At 61.3% G+C, this 16,876-nt stretch carries 16 protein-coding genes; all 16 read left to right on the forward strand.

Annotated features, from left to right (window positions below):
- Positions 1–31: 31 nt before the first annotated feature.
- The 16 genes from scpB (at position 32) to Cth01_RS18375 (ending at position 16,840) form a co-directional block, all read left to right on the forward strand.
- Entirely contained in the window at positions 32–1,204 is a 1,173-nt protein-coding gene (scpB, locus tag Cth01_RS18300; RefSeq protein ID WP_045840028.1) for an SMC-Scp complex subunit ScpB, read from the forward strand.
- Positions 1,201–2,781 (forward strand): pseudouridine synthase, encoded by a 1,581-nt coding sequence (locus tag Cth01_RS18305; RefSeq protein ID WP_045840029.1) that lies wholly within the window; start codon positions 1,201–1,203, stop codon positions 2,779–2,781. Before scpB ends, Cth01_RS18305 begins: the two co-directional genes overlap by 4 nt.
- A gap of 122 nt (positions 2,782–2,903) precedes the next feature.
- The gene (ndk, locus tag Cth01_RS18310) at positions 2,904–3,329 is read left to right on the forward strand and encodes a nucleoside-diphosphate kinase (RefSeq protein WP_003053316.1); all 426 of its coding nucleotides are present in this window, start codon (positions 2,904–2,906) and stop codon (positions 3,327–3,329) included.
- 132 nt (positions 3,330–3,461) lie between these two features.
- On the forward strand, positions 3,462–4,583 hold the full coding sequence (rlmN, locus tag Cth01_RS18315; RefSeq protein ID WP_034359357.1) for a dual-specificity RNA methyltransferase RlmN: 1,122 nt from the start codon (positions 3,462–3,464) through the stop codon (positions 4,581–4,583).
- A 25-nt stretch (positions 4,584–4,608) separates the two neighbouring features.
- A complete protein-coding gene (gene pilW / locus Cth01_RS18320) occupies positions 4,609–5,460 on the forward strand; it encodes a type IV pilus biogenesis/stability protein PilW (RefSeq protein WP_223305607.1) in 852 nt (283 codons plus the stop codon).
- Positions 5,453–6,439: a helix-turn-helix domain-containing protein gene (locus tag Cth01_RS18325; protein WP_045840030.1), complete on the forward strand. Its 987-nt coding sequence runs from the start codon at positions 5,453–5,455 to the stop codon at positions 6,437–6,439. Before pilW ends, Cth01_RS18325 begins: the two co-directional genes overlap by 8 nt.
- Positions 6,440–6,458: 19 nt before the next feature.
- Positions 6,459–7,739, forward strand: a complete 1,281-nt coding sequence (gene ispG / locus Cth01_RS18330) for a flavodoxin-dependent (E)-4-hydroxy-3-methylbut-2-enyl-diphosphate synthase (protein WP_034378387.1) — start codon at positions 6,459–6,461, stop codon at positions 7,737–7,739.
- A gap of 199 nt (positions 7,740–7,938) precedes the next feature.
- Positions 7,939–9,255 carry a histidine--tRNA ligase gene (hisS, locus tag Cth01_RS18335; RefSeq protein ID WP_012839174.1) on the forward strand — a complete coding sequence of 439 codons (1,317 nt, stop codon included), beginning with the start codon at positions 7,939–7,941 and terminating at the stop codon, positions 9,253–9,255.
- 49 nt (positions 9,256–9,304) lie between these two features.
- Positions 9,305–9,982: a YfgM family protein gene (locus tag Cth01_RS18340; protein ID WP_034359353.1), complete on the forward strand. Its 678-nt coding sequence runs from the start codon at positions 9,305–9,307 to the stop codon at positions 9,980–9,982.
- Positions 9,983–9,984: 2 nt separating this feature from the next.
- A complete protein-coding gene (gene bamB / locus Cth01_RS18345; protein ID WP_045840031.1) occupies positions 9,985–11,160 on the forward strand; it encodes an outer membrane protein assembly factor BamB in 1,176 nt (391 codons plus the stop codon).
- Between the two features lie 15 nt (positions 11,161–11,175).
- On the forward strand, positions 11,176–12,516 hold the full coding sequence (der, locus tag Cth01_RS18350; protein ID WP_012839171.1) for a ribosome biogenesis GTPase Der: 1,341 nt from the start codon (positions 11,176–11,178) through the stop codon (positions 12,514–12,516).
- Positions 12,517–12,620: 104 nt separating this feature from the next.
- Positions 12,621–12,875: an RNA chaperone Hfq gene (gene hfq, locus Cth01_RS18355; protein ID WP_012839170.1), complete on the forward strand. Its 255-nt coding sequence runs from the start codon at positions 12,621–12,623 to the stop codon at positions 12,873–12,875.
- A 101-nt stretch (positions 12,876–12,976) separates the two neighbouring features.
- The gene (gene hflX, locus Cth01_RS18360) at positions 12,977–14,140 is read left to right on the forward strand and encodes a GTPase HflX (protein ID WP_003063804.1); all 1,164 of its coding nucleotides are present in this window, start codon (positions 12,977–12,979) and stop codon (positions 14,138–14,140) included.
- 71 nt (positions 14,141–14,211) lie between these two features.
- On the forward strand, positions 14,212–15,603 hold the full coding sequence (gene hflK / locus Cth01_RS18365) for an FtsH protease activity modulator HflK (RefSeq protein ID WP_045840032.1): 1,392 nt from the start codon (positions 14,212–14,214) through the stop codon (positions 15,601–15,603).
- 11 nt (positions 15,604–15,614) lie between these two features.
- Positions 15,615–16,505 (forward strand): protease modulator HflC, encoded by an 891-nt coding sequence (gene hflC / locus Cth01_RS18370; RefSeq protein ID WP_003063801.1) that lies wholly within the window; start codon positions 15,615–15,617, stop codon positions 16,503–16,505.
- 146 nt (positions 16,506–16,651) lie between these two features.
- Entirely contained in the window at positions 16,652–16,840 is a 189-nt protein-coding gene (locus tag Cth01_RS18375) for a DUF2065 family protein (protein WP_012839168.1), read from the forward strand.
- Positions 16,841–16,876: the final 36 nt, after the last annotated feature.

The raw sequence follows: 16,876 nt of genomic DNA on the forward strand, positions 1-16,876 counted from the left end.
GTGCGACAGCCGCTCCCGAAACGCTGCGCCCATGAATACGGTAGATGCCAAGCGGGTTCTTGAAACAGCATTGATTTGTGCCCCGCAGCCTGTGACGCTGCGGGAATTGCGCTCACTTTTTGATGATGTGCTGGGCTCGGACACGGTTAAGGATTTGCTGCTGGACCTGCAAAAGGACTGGGCCCTCAAGGGCGTGGAACTGGTGCAGGTGGCTTCGGGCTGGCGTTTCCAGAGCCGGCCAGAGATGCGCGTCTATCTGGACAAGCTTCACCCCGAGAAGCCGCCCAAGTACACGCGGGCGACGCTGGAGACGCTGGCCATCATCGCCTACCGTCAGCCGGTCACGCGGGGTGATATCGAGGATATTCGCGGCGTGACCGTGAACAGCCTGATCATCAAGCAGCTGGAAGACCGAGGCTGGATCGAGGTCATCGGCCATCGTGAAACCGTGGGGCGGCCCGCGCTGTTTGCCACCACGCGCCAGTTTCTCGATGATCTGGGTCTGCAGTCGCTGGATCAACTGCCCATGCTGGAGGAAACCCAGGCTCAGCAAAGTCTGTTCAAGGCGCTGGATGGGGAGGAGGGCGACCAGACCGCCGTGCCGCAGGCCGATGCGGAGGATGCCCAGCCCCAGGAGGGTGTGGAAGCCTCAGAGCCGGTCGAGGTCGCAGAGGGTGCGGATGTCGCTACAGAGTCCGATGCTGCTGAGAGTGAAATCCTGGGTGCCCCGGACGAGGAAGATGGCGCCGAGGTGCTGCCGGATACCGATGCGGACCCAGCAGCGCAAAAGCCTGCAGAGCTTGTGTCGGAGCTTCAGCCCGAGGTGGATGCGCCAGAGTTGGAGTCATATCCGGATCAGGCGCAGAGTGATATTGAGCAAGATGCTACTGAAGAGATAGTGATTGAGCTACCGGATTCGGAGCCAGGGCCGACTGAGGAGCCGCCATCCGTGAGCAAGCCCAAAGCGGCCAGGCCCGCCAGGACTGCCAAGGCGGCAGAGCCCGAGCCCAAACCGGCGGCCAAGAAAGCTGGACGTACCGAGTGGGTGGGCCTGAAAGCGTTTCTCGAGGATGACTACGGCAGCGACGACGACGAGGCCGAGGACGCAAAGACGAAAGCGCGGGCCGACGATGCCGTCGAGTCGGCAGAACAACGAATTGTGGAGGATGACGATGGCGTCATCCCCGAAGGAAAACTGGAATGAACAACGAGACATCGAACCCGATGCCCGAGTCTGCAGCCGCTTCGCTCGAAGCCGAGCCGGTCAAGAAGACTCGCAAGCCCCGCGCAGCCAAGGCCGATGGGGCCAAGGATGCCGCCGAGGCCAAGAAGCCTGCCGCACCGCGTAAGCGCGCCGGCGTCAAGAAGGACGCTGCTGGCGAGGCCAAGCCTGCGCGCAAGCGAGTGACCAAGCCCCGGGCCGAGGAACCCGCGGCCGTCGAGGAGCCTGCTCAGCCCGTGGCCGAGCAGGAGGCGCAGTCCCAGGACCAGGATCAGGACCATGACGCAGCAGATGCCGTCGTCGCGGATGTGGCCGTGGAGAGCGTTGCCGCTCCTCGTGAGCCCAAGGGGCGCAAGGGTCAGAACATCGACTTTGCCGATGTGATCTCGGGCGACTTCGATGACGAGGAAGAGAACGGCAGCGCCATGCCCGCCAAGCGCGTGCTTGCGCCCCAGGTCGATTCTCCCAAGCTGCACAAGGTGCTGGCCCAGGCCGGCATGGGTTCGCGCCTGGAGATGGAGCAACTGATCCTGGAAGGGCGCATCTCGGTCAACAACGAGCCTGCCCACGTCGGCCAGCGCATTCAATTCGGCGATATCGTCAAGGTCAACGGCCAGCCCATCCGCTTCCGTATCGACCCGCCGCCCGCACGCGTGATTGCCTATCACAAGCCCGTGGGCGAAGTGGTGACGCATGACGATCCGCAAAACCGCCCCACGGTGTTCCGCAAGCTGCCCAAGTTGCAGCATGGCAAGTGGCAGTCGGTGGGTCGCCTGGACCTGAATACCGAGGGTCTGCTGCTGTTCACCAGCTCGGGCGAGCTGGCGAACTCGCTGATGCACCCCCGCTTCGGCCTGGAGCGTGAGTACGCGGCCCGTGTGCTGGGCGCGCTGAGCAAGGAAGAAAAGCAGCGTCTGCTGGATGGCGTGCAGCTCGAAGACGGCGAAGCCAGCTTTGGTGCCGTGGAAGATGGCGGCGGCGAAGGTGCCAACTGCTGGTACCGCGTGACCATCTCCGAAGGCCGCAACCGTGAAGTGCGTCGCATGTTCGAGGCCGTGGGCCATGCCGTCAGCCGTCTGATCCGTATCCGCTACGGCGCCATGATGCTGCCGCGCGGCCTCAAGCGCGGCGCCTGGGTGGAGCTTGATCAGGCCGATATCCAGGCGCTGATGTCGGCAGCGGGTGTCAAGGAGCGCGCTCCCGTCGAGCGCAACAACGGCGGCGCCCGTGGCGCCAACAACCGTGGCGGCCGCAACAGCCGCAGCGGCAATGGCATGAATGCCGATCGCGCGCCTCAGGGGCGACGCGAGGGCGGCGGCCAGCGCCGTGGCGAGTGGGACGGCAATCGTCCGGCACCCAGCGGCATGCTGGGCGACAACCCGCGCAACAAGTCCGGCGGTCGCTCCGGTGGCTCGGGGCGCTCGCAGGGAGGCGGTCAGCCCGATCCCATGCGCACCTCGGTGGGCTATATCGGCGGCGACAGCCTCTCGCGTGCCCGTCAGAACGCCAAGCGTCGCCCTGGTGGCGGCGGTGGTGGTGGCCGCCGCGGCGGCCGCTAAAAAGGCGTCCGTAAGGATTTGAGTGCTGCCCGGACTTCAAGGTCTATGGCGGCACCGCTAAAATCAACTGTTTTGCTTTTTCGGCAAAAACCCATAGTAACCCTGATTAGGAAATAATCATCATGGCTATCGAACGTACCCTCTCCATCATCAAGCCCGACGCAGTTGCCAAGAACGTGATCGGCCAAATCTACGCCCGCTTCGAAGCTGCTGGCCTGAAGATCGTGGCTGCCAAGCTGGTGCACCTGTCGCGCGGCGAAGCCGAGCAGTTCTACGCTGTGCACGCTGCCCGTCCTTTCTTCAAGGATCTGGTGGACTTCATGGTCTCCGGCCCCGTGATGATTCAAGCTCTGGAAGGCGAGAACGCCATCCTGAAGAACCGTGAACTGATGGGCGCCACCGACCCCAAGAAGGCCGAAAAGGGCACCATCCGCGCCGACTTCGCCGACAGCATCGATGCCAACGCCGTGCACGGCTCCGACGCTGCTGAAACTGCTGCTGTGGAAGTTGCCTTCTTCTTCCCCGGCATGAACGTGTACTCGCGTTAATCCACGCTAGCTTTACAGCATGCTCTCGCTGACGCCAGCGCTTTGCATTCGTGCAAGGCGGGTGTCAGCACTTGAAGATGCTGGCCACGGCGTGGCAAACACCGTTCGCAAGACGCCTCGCCACATGCCGATATGACTACTAATTTGCTTGATTTTGACCTCGAAGGACTGACCGCTTATTGCGAGCAGCTCGGGGAGAAGCGTTTCCGTGCGACGCAGCTGTTCCGCTGGATTCACCAGCGTGGCGCATCCGATTTCGACCAGATGACAGATCTGGCCAAGTCTTTGCGCGAAAAGCTCAAAAGCCGGGCCCACATTACCGCTTTGCCTGTGGTGACCGAGCATGTCTCTGCCGATGGCACCGTGAAGTGGCTGTTCGATGTGGGTGACGGCAATGCCGTTGAATCCGTTTTCATTCCTGAGGACGACCGAGGCACGCTGTGTGTATCGTCCCAGGCAGGTTGCGCCGTGGGCTGCCGCTTTTGCTCGACGGGGCATCAGGGCTTCAGTCGCAACCTCAATACTGGCGAAATCCTTGCCCAGCTCTGGTATGCCGAGCATTCGCTGCGCAAGCGCTTCGGCACCGAAGATCGCATCATCTCCAACGTGGTGATGATGGGCATGGGCGAGCCTTTGCAGAACTACAGTGCGCTGGTGCCTGCCTTGCGCGTGATGTTGGACGACCATGGCTACGGCCTGTCGCGTCGTCGCGTGACGGTGTCCACCTCGGGCGTGGTGCCCATGATGGACCGACTGTCGCAGGACTGCGCCGTGGCGCTTGCTGTGTCGCTGCACGCGCCCAATGATCCGCTGCGTGACAACCTGGTGCCGCTGAACAGGAAGTACCCGATTGCCGAGCTGCTGGACGCCTGCGAGCGCTATCTGGAGTTCGCGCCGCGTGACTTCATCACCTTTGAATATTGCATGCTCGACGGCGTTAACGATCAGCCTGAGCATGCGCGCCAGCTGATAGAGTTGGTGCGCGCGCGCGGCGATGGCAAGAGCTGGTGCAAGTTCAATCTGATCCCGTTCAATCCCTTCCCCGCTTCGGGTCTGCTGCGCTCGCCTTCGGCCCGTGTGACCGAGTTCGCTACGTTGCTGAGCAATGCCGGCATCGTGACCACGGTGCGCAAGACCCGCGGTGACGATATCGATGCGGCCTGTGGTCAGCTCGCGGGCGACGTGAAGGACAGAACTCGCGCTGCCGAGCGCATGGCCAAGCAGCGTACTATCCCGCTCAAGCAGGTGTCTTGACGGAGTTTTGAATAAAGGACAATCAATGAGGGCAGTGGTACAGCGACCGGTTTGGCAACATTGGGGCTTGTTGGCCCGGTGGGGGGTACCGGTTGCGGTCGCGGCACTTGTGGGTTGTACTTCGACAACGACCACCACCACTTCCTCTACGTCCGTACCCCAGGCTTCCGTGGTTGGCACGGGCGGGGCCCAGATCGCCGATGCCAATCGCCGTGCCCAGATTCGCCTGGAATTGGCTGCCAATTACTTTCAGGCCGGGCGCCTGGATGTGGCCATGGACGAGGTAGGGCAGGCCTTGGCTGCCAAGCCCGATTACGCCGATGCATACGGCCTGCTGGGCCTGATCCTCATGCAGAACCAGGACTGGACGCAGGCCGAGATCGCCATGCGCAAGGCCGTGGATCTCAATCCGCGCGACGGCAACCAGATTCACAATTACGGCTGGATGCAATGCCAGCAAAAGCATTTCGACGTAGCCCAGCAGTGGTTTGATAGAGCCTTGCAGGCTCCGGGCTACCGTGAACAGCCCAGGACCCTGCTGGCCAAGGGCATGTGCTACCAGCAGGCAGGACAGTTGGAGCAGGCCTACCAGAACATGTTTCGTGCCTACGAGATGGATGTGGGCAACCCCGCTGCAGGCTACAACCTGGCAAATGTGCTTTGGCTCAAAGGTGATCTGAAGAAGGCGCAGTTCTACATCCGGCGCTTGAATAACAATAGCAATCAGGCCAGTGCGGAAAGCCTCTGGCTGGGGATCAAAATAGACAGGGCACTGCACGACGATATTGGAGTGCGTCAACAGGCCGATCAATTGCGCGAGCGTTTTCCTCAATCGCGTCAGTGGCTGGCCTATGAACGTGGAGCTTTCAATGAATGAGGCTGCGGTGGAAGAGGAAACTATGCAAAGCGAAGAGCAGGTGCCAACTCAGGGTCAGGCCACGGCCGGAGTCTTGTTGCGTCAGGCACGGGAAGCAGCCCGGATGCAGTTGCCCGTGATGGCTGCGACATTGAAGGTGCCACAGCACAAGCTGGAGGCGCTGGAGGCCGATGACTATGCGGCCTTTCCCGATCATGTGTTCATGCGTGCCCTGGCCATGGGAATGTGCCGGACCTTGCATATCGATGCCGAATCGGTGCTGGCCAAGCTGCCACGCAGCGAGATCAAAAGCCTTGCCAATGCGGGTCCAGGCATCAACGAGACCGTCAAGGTGCGCAGCAGCTTCAAGGTCACGGGTACGCCGCTGGACTCCGGCAACAGCAGCTCTCGCAAGATTGCGGCAGGCGTGCTGATTCTGCTGGCAGCTGCCGCTGCCGTGTACTTTGTGCCATTCCAGCAGATGGTGGACGGCCCCGATGGGGCAGGCGCGCCAGTGCCGACTCAGGCCCAGTCCGGCCAGGCGGCAGCGGTGAGCGCGCCGGCTGCACAGCCGCTTGCCCAGGTTGAGGGTGGTGCACAGGCTAGCTCTGCTACCCCTGCTGCGCCAGTGACAGAATCTGTGCCGGTTGCTGCTGCTGCCGGCATGCCGGGCGACGGCGCTGCAGCAAGCGCTCCCGCATCTGCGACCGCTGCCCAAACCGCAGCCCCGGCAGCCGAGGTGGCCACGCCGGCGACCGGCGCTGGCGGCCTGCTGGTGCTGAAGGTGAATACCGGCCAGTCCTGGGTCAAGGTCAAGGACGCAACCGGTAAGGTGGTGCTGGAAAAGACCCTGTCCAAGGACGAATCTGCGACTGCCGAAGGCCAGTTGCCCCTGTCGGTGATTGTGGGCAATGCCAAGGGCACGCAGGTGACGGTACGTGGCGAACCCTTCGATATCTCGAGCACACGCGACAATGTGGCTCGCTTCGAGGTGAAGTAACCGTTCGAGGTAAACAAGAGTGCAAGATTCTCAAAGCTCGCAGCAGCTCAGCCAGGCGATAGCCATTGCCAGCCCGCTGCCGCGCAAATCACGCCAGGCCCGTGTGGTGTGGCGCAACAACGTGGTCACTGTCGGGGGCGATGCACCCGTGCGCGTGCAGTCCATGACCAATACCGACACCGTGGATGCGGTGGAAACCGCCATCCAGGTGCGCCAGCTGGCCCAGGCCGGCTCGGAGATGGTGCGCATCACGGTGAACACGCCCGAGGCGGCGGCGGCCGTGCCCTATATCCGCGAGCAGCTCGACCGCATGGGCGAATATGTGCCGCTGGTGGGGGACTTTCACTACAACGGCCACCGTCTGCTGACCGACTACCCCGACTGCGCCCAAGCGCTGTCCAAGTACCGCATCAACCCCGGCAACGTGGGCAAGGGCGACAAAAAGGACAAGCAGTTCGGCCAGATGATCGAGATCGCTGCAAAGTACGACAAGGCTGTGCGCATCGGCGTGAACTGGGGCTCGCTGGACCAGGAAATCATGGCCGATCTGATGGATCAGAACAGCCGTCGCGAGAGGCCCTGGGAGACACGCCAGGTCATGTACGAGGCGCTGATCACCTCGGCCATCAGCTCGGCCGAGCTGGCGAGGAACATCGGCCTGAACCCCGACAACATCATCCTGTCCTGCAAGGTCAGCGGTGTGCAGGATCTGATCTCGGTTTATCGCGAGCTGGCGCGCCGCTGCGACTATGCGCTGCATCTGGGTCTGACCGAGGCCGGCATGGGCACTAAGGGCACGGTGGCATCGACGGCTGCGCTGTCGGTGCTGCTGCAGGAGGGCATTGGTGACACGATTCGCGTCTCGCTCACGCCCCAGCCCGGTGAAGCGCGCACGCAGGAGGTCGTGGTAGCCTCCGAGATTCTGCAGGCTCTGGGCCTGCGCGTGTTCGTGCCCAGCGTCACCGCCTGCCCGGGCTGCGGCCGCACCACCAGCACCACCTTCCAGGAACTGGCCAAGAAGATCGACGATTTCCTGCGTGGCGAAATGCCGGTCTGGCGCACCCAGTTTCCTGGCGTGGAAGCCATGAAGGTGGCCGTGATGGGTTGCATCGTCAACGGCCCCGGCGAGAGCAAGCATGCCGATATCGGCATCAGCCTGCCGGGCAACGGCGAAGCGCCAGCGGCGCCCGTTTTCATTGACGGCGAGAAGGCCTTGACGCTGCGCGGCGAGCATATCGCCGAGGAGTTCCAGACCCTGGTGCTGGAATATGTGCAGCGCCGCTACGGCCTGAAGGCCTGAGCGACTCGAACGCTTGCAGCGGCCCGGCATGCGGGTGGTGATTACGCTTGCTGGCACAATGCCAGCGAGCCAAGACTTTGGAATTGATAGCTGCTTGCGCACTATCTGTATGGATTTGAATTAGGTTTCTAGTTGAAGGGCATGATTGCCATGCGCAATATGCTCTTGTTTTGCTAGTAATCCAAGTGTGAGACTTCACGTGGCCAAGAACGAAAAACTGACCGCCGTCAAAGGCATGAACGACATTCTCCCACCCGATTCGGCGCGTTGGGAGTGGTTTGAAGCCAAGGTGCGCGATCTGATGGGCCGCTTTGCCTATCGCAATATGCGCACCCCCATCGTCGAGCCCACGGCCCTGTTCGTGCGTGGCCTGGGCGAGGTGACCGATATCGTCGAAAAGGAGATGTACTCCTTTGAGGACCGGGCGGATAAGCATGGCCAGGCCGAGCATCTGACCCTGCGTCCTGAAGGTACGGCCGGCGTGGTGCGTTCGGTAGTGGAAAACAATCTGCTGTATGAAGGCGGCAAGCGTCTGTTCTACATCGGTCAGATGTTTCGGCGCGAAAAACCCCAGCGCGGTCGCTATCGCCAGTTCCACCAGGTCGGTGTGGAAGCCCTGGGTTTTGCCGGTCCCGAGCTGGATGCCGAAGTGATTCTGCTGGCCGCTCAACTTTGGAAAGAGCTGGGCATTGAAGGCGTGCGTCTGGAACTCAACAGCCTGGGTCAGCCCGAGGAGCGCAAGACCCACCGCGAGGCGTTGATTGCCTACTTCGAGCAGCACACCGAGGTGATGGACGAGGAAGCCAAGCGCCGCATGTACAGCAATCCGTTGCGCGTGCTGGACACCAAGAATCCTGCCATGCAGGAAATGGTCAACGCAGCTCCCAGGCTGATGGACTATTTGGGCGATGCATCCAAGGCGCATCTGAAGGCCGTGCAGGACATTCTGGATGCCAACGACGTGGCCTGGAGCCTGAACCCGCGTCTGGTGCGCGGCATGGACTACTACAACCTCACGGTGTTCGAGTTCATTACCGACAAGCTGGGTTCGCAGAGCACGATCTGCGGCGGCGGTCGTTACGACTATCTGATCGAGGAAATCGGCGGCAAACCCGCTCCGGCCGTGGGCTGGGGCATGGGTGTGGAGCGCGTGCTCGAAGTGCTCAAGGAGGTGGGGGTAGAGATTCCCCAGCCCGCAGCCGATGTCTACGCCATCATTCCCGACGCCTCGGTGCTGCCTCAGGTCTTCAAGACCGTGCAGCAGCTGCGTGCAGCCGGTGTGGCGGTTCAGATGCATGCAGCGGCCGGCGGCTCGGCCGAGGGCATGGGCTCGATGAAGTCCCAGTTCAAGAAGGCCGATGGCTCGGGAGCACGCTTTGCCCTGATCTTCGGCTCCGACGAGCTGGCCCAGGGCAAGGTGACCGTGAAGTCGCTGCGCGACGGCGAAGGCCAGCAGGTGCAGCAAGCTCTGGCGGATGTGGCCTTGTGGGCCGGCAGCCTAAAATCGGCGGTTTGATTTTCCGCACCTCGTTTTCCGACCAGCGTTCCACTCAATCTAAGTAGCCATGGCAAATCATCTCGATCTTGAAGAACAAGAGCAAATTGAGCAGCTCAAGCATTTCTGGAATTCCTGGGGAACTCTGATCACCAGCGTGCTGGTTGTGGTCTTTCTCGGACTGGCCGGCTGGAATGGCTGGCAGTACTGGCAAAAGCGTCAGGCCACCCAGGCCTCGGCCCTGGAGTTCGCCGTGGACGAAGCGCTGACGGCCAAGGATGCGGCGCGCGCAGACCAGGCTTTCAGCGAGTTGCGGGACAAGTACGCGGGCACGGCACAGGCCGCCCAGACGGCTTTGCTGATGGCCAAGGCCTCGGTGGATGCCGGCAAGCTCGATGACGCCAAGGCTCAGCTGAGCTGGGTGGCCGACAAGGGCGATGAAAGCTTCAAGGCCCTGGCTCGCATTCGTCTGTCTTCCGTGCTGGAGCAGCAAAAAAGCTATGACGAAGGCCTGAAGGTACTTGAGGCGGCCATGCCCGAGTCCTATGCCGGTCTGCAGGCTGATCGCCGTGGCGATCTGTATGTGGCGCTGGGCAAGCAGGCTGAGGCGGTTGCCCAGTACCAGGCTGCCTACAAGGCACTGGACAAGGATCTGGACTACCGCCATCTGGTGGAATTCAAGCTGAACGCGCTGGGCGTGGCTCCGGAAGCCGCAACCCTGGTCAAGACAACGCCGTCGGAGAAATAATCTTGAAGACTTTTGCCCATCAAGTGAAGTTCGCTGCCCCCGCAGCGCAATCCGCAGCCCGTGTGCTGGTGCTGACTGCTGTGGCCGCGTCGCTGGCTGCCTGCTCCATGTTCGGCGGCAAGGACAAGCCCAAGCCTCTGGACCTGGGGGCCAATCCAGGCAAGATCGCGGTGCATCAGGCTTGGTCGGCCAAGCTCGGCAACGAAGTGCCTCTGGCCATGCCTGCGCTGGTGCAGGGCAATACCGTCACCGTGGTCACCAAGGATGGCAGCGTTACGACGCTTGATGGCAATACCGGCAGCCAGCTGGGCAAGTTCAGTGCGGGCGAGCCGCTGACCACCGGTGTGGGCAGCGACGGACAGCGCACGGCGGTGGTTACACGCAGCAACCAGCTCATGGTGTTTGCCGAAGGCAAGCAGCTGTGGAAGAACAATCTGACTGCCGCAGTCTATACGCCGCCTCTGGTGGCTGGCGGCCGCGTGTTCGTGATGGCGGCGGACCGTTCTCTGGCGGCCTTCGATGCCAATACGGGTCGTGAGCTGTGGTCGGTTGAAGGCCCCAGCAATGAACCGCTTATTCTGCGCCAGCCAGGCGTTTTGCAGGCCGTTGGTAATAATCTGGTGGTAGGCGTGTCCGGACGTCTGGCAGGTGTTGATCCTGACAATGGCTCGGTGCGCTGGATGGCTCCTCTGGCCGCACCGCGCGGGACCAACGATGTGGAGCGACTGGTGGATCTGGTCGGTCCCGTCAGCCGTGTGGGCAGCAGTGTCTGCGCACGTGCGTTCCAGGCCTCGGTGGGGTGCGTGGATGTGAGCACTGCCAATGTGCGCTGGGCGCAGACCTCCAAGGGTAGCGATGGCGTGGCGGGCGACGAGCAGGCCGTGTTTGGCGCCGAAAGCAACGGCACGGTACAGGCTTGGAATCGTGCAGACGGTCAGCGTCTGTGGTCCATCGACAAGCTGCAGTACCGCAAGCTGACGGCACCTCTGGTGCTGGGCCGCTCCGTGGTGCTGGCCGATGATTTGGGGACAGTGCATATGCTCTCGCGTGAAGACGGCTCTGCACTGGCCCGTTTGGAAACTGACAAGGCAGGAGTTGCCACTTCCCCGGTTGTCGCCGCCAATACTCTGGTGATCGTCAGCCGAAGCGGAACTGTGTATGGCTTCAAGCCGGATTGATAGGTTGTTTTTGGAATGAAGCCAGTTATTGCCCTGGTAGGGCGCCCCAATGTGGGCAAGTCGACGCTGTTCAATCGACTCACGAAGTCGAGGGATGCCATCGTCGCCGACTTTGCAGGGCTGACGCGTGACCGCCATTACGGCCAGGGCCGTCAGGGCAAGCATGAGTACATCGTCATCGATACGGGCGGCTTCGAGCCGGACGCATCGCGCGGCATCTTCAAGGAGATGGCCAAGCAGACGCAGCAAGCCGTGGCGGAAGCCGATGTCGTGATCTTCGTGCTGGATGCGCGTGCCGGTCTGTCCGGTCAGGATCACGAGATCGGCAACTACCTGCGCCGTCTGGGCAAGCCCACCATTCTGGTGGCCAACAAGGCCGAAGGCATGAAGGATGGCGTGCAGCTGTCCGAGTTCTATGAACTGGGCCTCGGTGAGGTCGTGCCCGTGTCTGCCGCCCACGGTCAGGGTGTGCGCAGCCTGGTCGATGCGGCCCTGGGTCTGCTGAATCTGCCTGAGCCTGAAGACGAGGTCTTTGGCGAGGAAGATCAGAAGCCCGTGCGTCTGGCGGTGGCAGGTCGTCCCAATGCTGGCAAGTCCACGCTGATCAATACCTGGCTGGGTGAAGAGCGCCTGGTGGCTTTTGACATGCCAGGCACCACGCGCGATGCGATCACGGTGCCTTTCGAGCGCAATGGCCAGAAGTTCGAGCTGATCGACACCGCAGGTCTGCGCCGCAAGGGCAAGGTGTTCGAAGCCATCGAGAAATTCTCGGTGGTCAAGACGCTGCAGGCCATCGAAGGCGCCAACGTCGTGCTGCTGCTGATCGATGCCACGCAAGGCGTGACCGACCAGGACGCCCATATTGCGGGCTATATCCTGGAAAGCGGCCGCTCGGTCGTGCTGGGCATCAACAAATGGGATGCCGTGGATGACTACCAGCGTCAGATGCTGGAGCGCTCCATCGAGACGCGCCTGTCCTTCCTGAAGTTTGCGCCGCTGCACTTCATCTCGGCACAAAAGCGCCAGGGTCTCGAGCCGCTGTGGAAATCCATCATCCAGGCTCATCGTGCAGCCACCTGCAAGATGCCTACTCCTGTGCTGACGCGCATTCTTATGGAGTCGATCCAGTTCCAGACGCCCAAGAAGGTGGGGGCCTATCGTCCCAAGATGCGCTATGCCCACCAGGGTGGCATGAACCCGCCCATCATCGTGATCCATGGCAACTCGCTGGAACTGGTCACCGATGCGTACAAGCGCTTTCTGGAAGGCCGTTTCCGCAAGGAGTTCAATCTTGTCGGCACCCCGTTGCGCATCGACTTGAAAACCTCCCATAATCCTTACGCCGACAAGGATTAATAGCTGTCTGCTGGTGCCTACGGGAAAACCCTTTTCGCTGTTTTTCCCGGGCCCTGTGGTAATGTGTCGGTTTACAACAACACTCTTCGAACACGGAGAATATCGTGAGCAATAAAGGTCAACTCCTCCAAGATCCGTTCCTGAACGCACTGCGTCGTGAACATGTGCCGGTCTCCATCTATCTGGTCAACGGCATCAAGCTGCAGGGCCAAATCGAGTCGTTCGACCAATATGTGGTGCTTTTGCGCAACACTGTGACCCAGATGGTATACAAGCACGCCATCTCCACCATCGTTCCCGGTCGCGCCGTGAACTTCTCGGCCGCTACTCCGGCTGACAACGACGCCGCTGCTGCCTAAGCTTTCTTGCGTCAACGCCCGCCGGCTAGTCCGGCGCGGCTCTTACCCTACGGGACAGGTATTTGAGTTCTGAATCCTTTGAACGTTCCGCGTCTGCGCCAGTGCTGCTGGTAGGCGTGGATTTTGGTGTTCCCCATTTCGATGACGAGCTGGAAGAGCTGGGCCTGCTGGCACAGACTGCTGGCTTGCAACCCGTGGCGCGCTTGACCTGCAAGCGCAAAGCTCCCGATCCCGCGTTGTTCGTGGGCAGTGGCAAGGCGGATGAGATCCGCATGCTGGCCCAGATGCACGGCGCCAAGGAAGTCTGGTTCGACCAGGCTCTGAGCCCGGCGCAGCAGCGCAATCTGGAGCGCCATATCCAGATGCCGGTCAACGACCGGACCATGCTGATCCTGGAAATCTTCGCCCAGCGTGCACGCAGCCATGAAGGCAAACTGCAGGTGGAGCTGGCTCGCCTGCAATACATCAGCACGCGCCTGGTGCGCCGCTGGAGTCACCTGGAGCGCCAGGCTGGCGGTATCGGTGGCCGTGGCGGCCCCGGTGAAAAGCAGATCGAGCTTGACCGCCGCATGATTGACGATGCCATCAAGCGCACCAAGGAGCGCCTTAAAAAGGTCAAGAAGCAGCGTTCTACGCAGAGGCGTCAGCGCTCGCGTCGTGAAGTTTTCAATATTTCCCTGGTTGGCTATACCAATGCCGGCAAATCCACGCTGTTCAATGCCATGGTGAAGGCTCGCGCCTATGCCGCAGATCAGCTGTTTGCCACGCTGGATACCACCACCCGGCAGATGTATCTGGCGGAGGCCGAGGAGTCGGTTTCCCTGTCGGATACCGTCGGTTTTATTCGTGACTTGCCGCACGGTCTGGTGGATGCTTTCCAGGCCACCTTGCAGGAGGCGATTGACGCCGATCTGCTGCTGCATGTCGTGGATGCATCGAACCCCGGATTCCCCGAACAAATACAACAAGTCCAAAAAGTTCTGGGTGAAATCGGGGCCGATGATGTGCCCCAGATTCTGGTTTTCAACAAGCTGGATGCCATTGAGCCCGAGCGTCAGCCTGCCCTGCTGCAGGATATGTATGAGCTCGATGGCACGCCGGTGCCGCGTGTGTTTGTCAGTGCTCGCTCGGGGCAGGGGCTGGCGCAGCTGCGGCAGATGTTGGCTGACCGGGTTTTGCAGGTACGTGAAGAGGCGGCACGCGAAGAAGTCGAGGGGCAGGACGATACGTACTGGATGTCCCCTGATGACGACGCGCAATACTAGGGGCTTGCGTTCCTATTGGGCACAATGCTTGCCATGGTCCATGTCTTTTTGAAAACACAGAGACGTCTCGCATGAATTTTTCACAACGCGTCCATCGCCTGGCGGTGCTGCCGCAACGCATTCGCGGGATGTTCAATTTGAACGATCCGCGCTGGGGTCGTGGCGACAACAACAACGAAGATGGCTCCAAGCCGGACGGCTCGGCACCCGAAGGGGAGCGTCCTCCGATGCCGCCCGCACCCGAGCAGCGACCCCGTCCTTCCTCTCCTCAGCAAGGCCAGCCGCCTGATCTGGAAGAGGTGTGGCGTGATCTCAATCGCAAGCTTTCCGGCCTGTTTGGTGGTGGCTCCGGCAACGGCCGTGGTGTGCCGCCCAGCCGCAGCGGCGGTCAGCCTGGCGAGCCTTTCAACCCCGGCAAAGGAATTTTCCTGATTGCCGGCGTGGCTGTGCTGATCTGGCTGGGTACGGGCTTTTTCATCGTGCAGGAAGGCCAGCAGGCCGTCATCACGCAGTTCGGCAAGTACAAGAGCACCGTGGGAGCGGGCTTCAACTGGCGCCTGCCTTATCCCGTTCAAAAGCATGAGCTGGTCTATGTTTCGCAGATTCGCTCTGCGGAGGTGGGGAGCGACAACATCGTGCGCAGCACGGGGTTGCGTGAATCGGCAATGCTGACCGAGGACGAGAACATCGTCGAGATCAAGTTTGCCGTGCAGTACCGCCTGAGCGATGCGCGAGCCTGGCTGTTCGAAAGCCGCAGTCCTTCCGAGGCCGTGATCCAGGTGGCAGAGTCCGCTGTGCGCGAAGTCGTCGGCAAGATGAAGATGGACGCGGCTCTGGCTGAGGAGCGTGACCAGATCGCGCCGCGAGTGCGCGATCTGATGCAGTCCATTCTGGATCGCTACAAGGTGGGCGTTGAGGTGGTGGGCATCAATATGCAGCAAGGCGGCGTGCGGCCGCCCGAGCAGGTGCAGGCCTCGTTTGACGATGTGCTCAAGGCTGGTCAGGAGCGTGAGCGTGCCAAGAATGAGGCCCAGGCTTATGCCAACGATGTGGTGCCCCGTGCTGCGGGTGCAGCGGCGCGTCTGGGTGAGGAGGCTGCTGCCTACAAGTCCAAGATCGTGGCCCAGGCTCAGGGTGATGCCGGACGCTTCAGTTCGCTGTATTCCGAGTACCAGAAGGCTCCTCAGGTCACACGTGACCGTCTTTACATCGATGCGATGCAGCAGGTCTACACCAACGTGACCAAGGTTCTGCTGGAGTCGCGCCAGGGCTCCAATCTGCTGTATCTGCCTCTGGACAAGATCATGCAGAACGTGGGTGGCAGCGCCACTGCTCCCGCTGCGTCGGGTGATGCAGCTGCCGGCGGTGCAGCTTCGGCTCCAGCCAACGTACGTGTAGTACCCAATCCCGCCGGTGATGCCCGCAGCCGCGATGCGCGCAGCCGTGACCGTGACGCACGCTAGGAGAGAATGCAGTGAATCGAATCGGATTTTTTGTCACCAGCATTCTCGTGGTGCTGGCCTTGCTGAGCTCGACCCTGTTTGTCGTGGATCAGCGTCAGTTCGGTGTGGTCTATGCGCTGGGTCAGATCAAGGAAGTGATCACCGAGCCCGGGCTTAACTTCAAGCTGCCGCCACCGCTGCAGAACGTGCGTTACATCGACAAGCGTCTGCTGACGCTCGACAGCACCGATACCGAGCCCATGCTCACGGCTGAAAAGCAGCGCGTGGTCATCGACTGGTATGTGCGCTGGCGCATCTCCGAGCCTTCGGAATACATCCGTAACGTGGGTCTGGATGAATCTGCCGGTGCCATGCAGCTCAACCGCGTGGTGCGCAATGCCTTTCAGGAAGAGATCAACCGCCGTACCGTGCGTGAGCTGCTGTCTTCCAAGCGTGAAACGCTGATGGCCGACGTCAAGCGTGAAGTGCTGGAAACCGTGCGCGGCTCCAAGCCCTGGGGTGTCGACATCGTCGATGTGCGCATCACTCGCGTGGACTATGCCGAGACCATCACCGAGTCCGTCTATCGCCGTATGGAGGCCGAACGCAAGCGCGTGGCCAACGAGCTGCGCTCCACAGGCGCGGCGGAGGGGGAAAAGATTCGCGCCGAGGCCGACCGTCAACGTGACATCACCATTGCCAATGCCTACCGCGATGCACAGAAGATCAAGGGTGAGGGCGATGCTGAAGCGGCACGGGTCTACGCAGAAGCCTTTGGCAAGGATCCGCAGTTTGCGCAGTTCTATCGCAGTCTGGATGCTTACAAGGAGAGCTTCTCCAAGAAGAGCGATGTGCTGGTGTTAGATCCTTCGCAAAGCGACTTCTTCAAGGCTTATCGCAGTGGCGGCTCCGCTGGCAAATAGGCCTTGGCTTGCGCAAATTCGGATCAGGCATGGTGTTTTGCCGATAGAAATGCCTGTTGTGCATCCTTGTTTGCGCAAGTTCGGAAAGCTCTGACAACGATACAAGCAATGGCCCCTTGAGGGCCATTTTCTATTGGGAGATGGCAATGGACTGGTGGGAGATCCTGGGACTGGCGATCGCCATGTTGCTGGTGCTGGAGGGGCTGCTGCCCCTGTTCGCGCCCGGGCTGTGGCGCCAGCTGTTTTCCCAGTTGCTGCAACTCAGGGATGGGCAGCTGCGCTTTTGCGGATTGCTCTGTATCGCAGCAGGCGCCATCATGCTGGTGCTGCTTTAAATACTGCCGATACTGGCTAGGCCTTAGCGGTCAAAT

The organism is Comamonas thiooxydans, assembly GCF_000964545.1.
GTDB classification, from domain to species: Bacteria; Pseudomonadota; Gammaproteobacteria; order Burkholderiales; family Burkholderiaceae_C; genus Comamonas; species Comamonas thiooxydans.

Bases quoted from the DNA above. Each gene is read 5' to 3' on its own strand.
- Cth01_RS18375 (WP_012839168.1), top strand. From the start codon at position 16,652: ATGGACTGGTGGGAGATCCTGGGACTGGCGATCGCCATGTTGCTGGTG.
- Cth01_RS18305 (WP_045840029.1), top strand. From the start codon at position 1,201: ATGAACAACGAGACATCGAACCCGATGCCCGAGTCTGCAGCCGCTTCG.
- hflK (WP_045840032.1), top strand. From the start codon at position 14,212: ATGAATTTTTCACAACGCGTCCATCGCCTGGCGGTGCTGCCGCAACGC.
- scpB (WP_045840028.1), top strand. From the start codon at position 32: ATGAATACGGTAGATGCCAAGCGGGTTCTTGAAACAGCATTGATTTGT.
- pilW (WP_223305607.1), top strand. From the start codon at position 4,609: ATGAGGGCAGTGGTACAGCGACCGGTTTGGCAACATTGGGGCTTGTTG.
- rlmN (WP_034359357.1), top strand. From the start codon at position 3,462: ATGACTACTAATTTGCTTGATTTTGACCTCGAAGGACTGACCGCTTAT.
- Cth01_RS18340 (WP_034359353.1), top strand. From the start codon at position 9,305: ATGGCAAATCATCTCGATCTTGAAGAACAAGAGCAAATTGAGCAGCTC.
- ndk (WP_003053316.1), top strand. From the start codon at position 2,904: ATGGCTATCGAACGTACCCTCTCCATCATCAAGCCCGACGCAGTTGCC.
- Cth01_RS18325 (WP_045840030.1), top strand. From the start codon at position 5,453: ATGAATGAGGCTGCGGTGGAAGAGGAAACTATGCAAAGCGAAGAGCAG.
- der (WP_012839171.1), top strand. From the start codon at position 11,176: ATGAAGCCAGTTATTGCCCTGGTAGGGCGCCCCAATGTGGGCAAGTCG.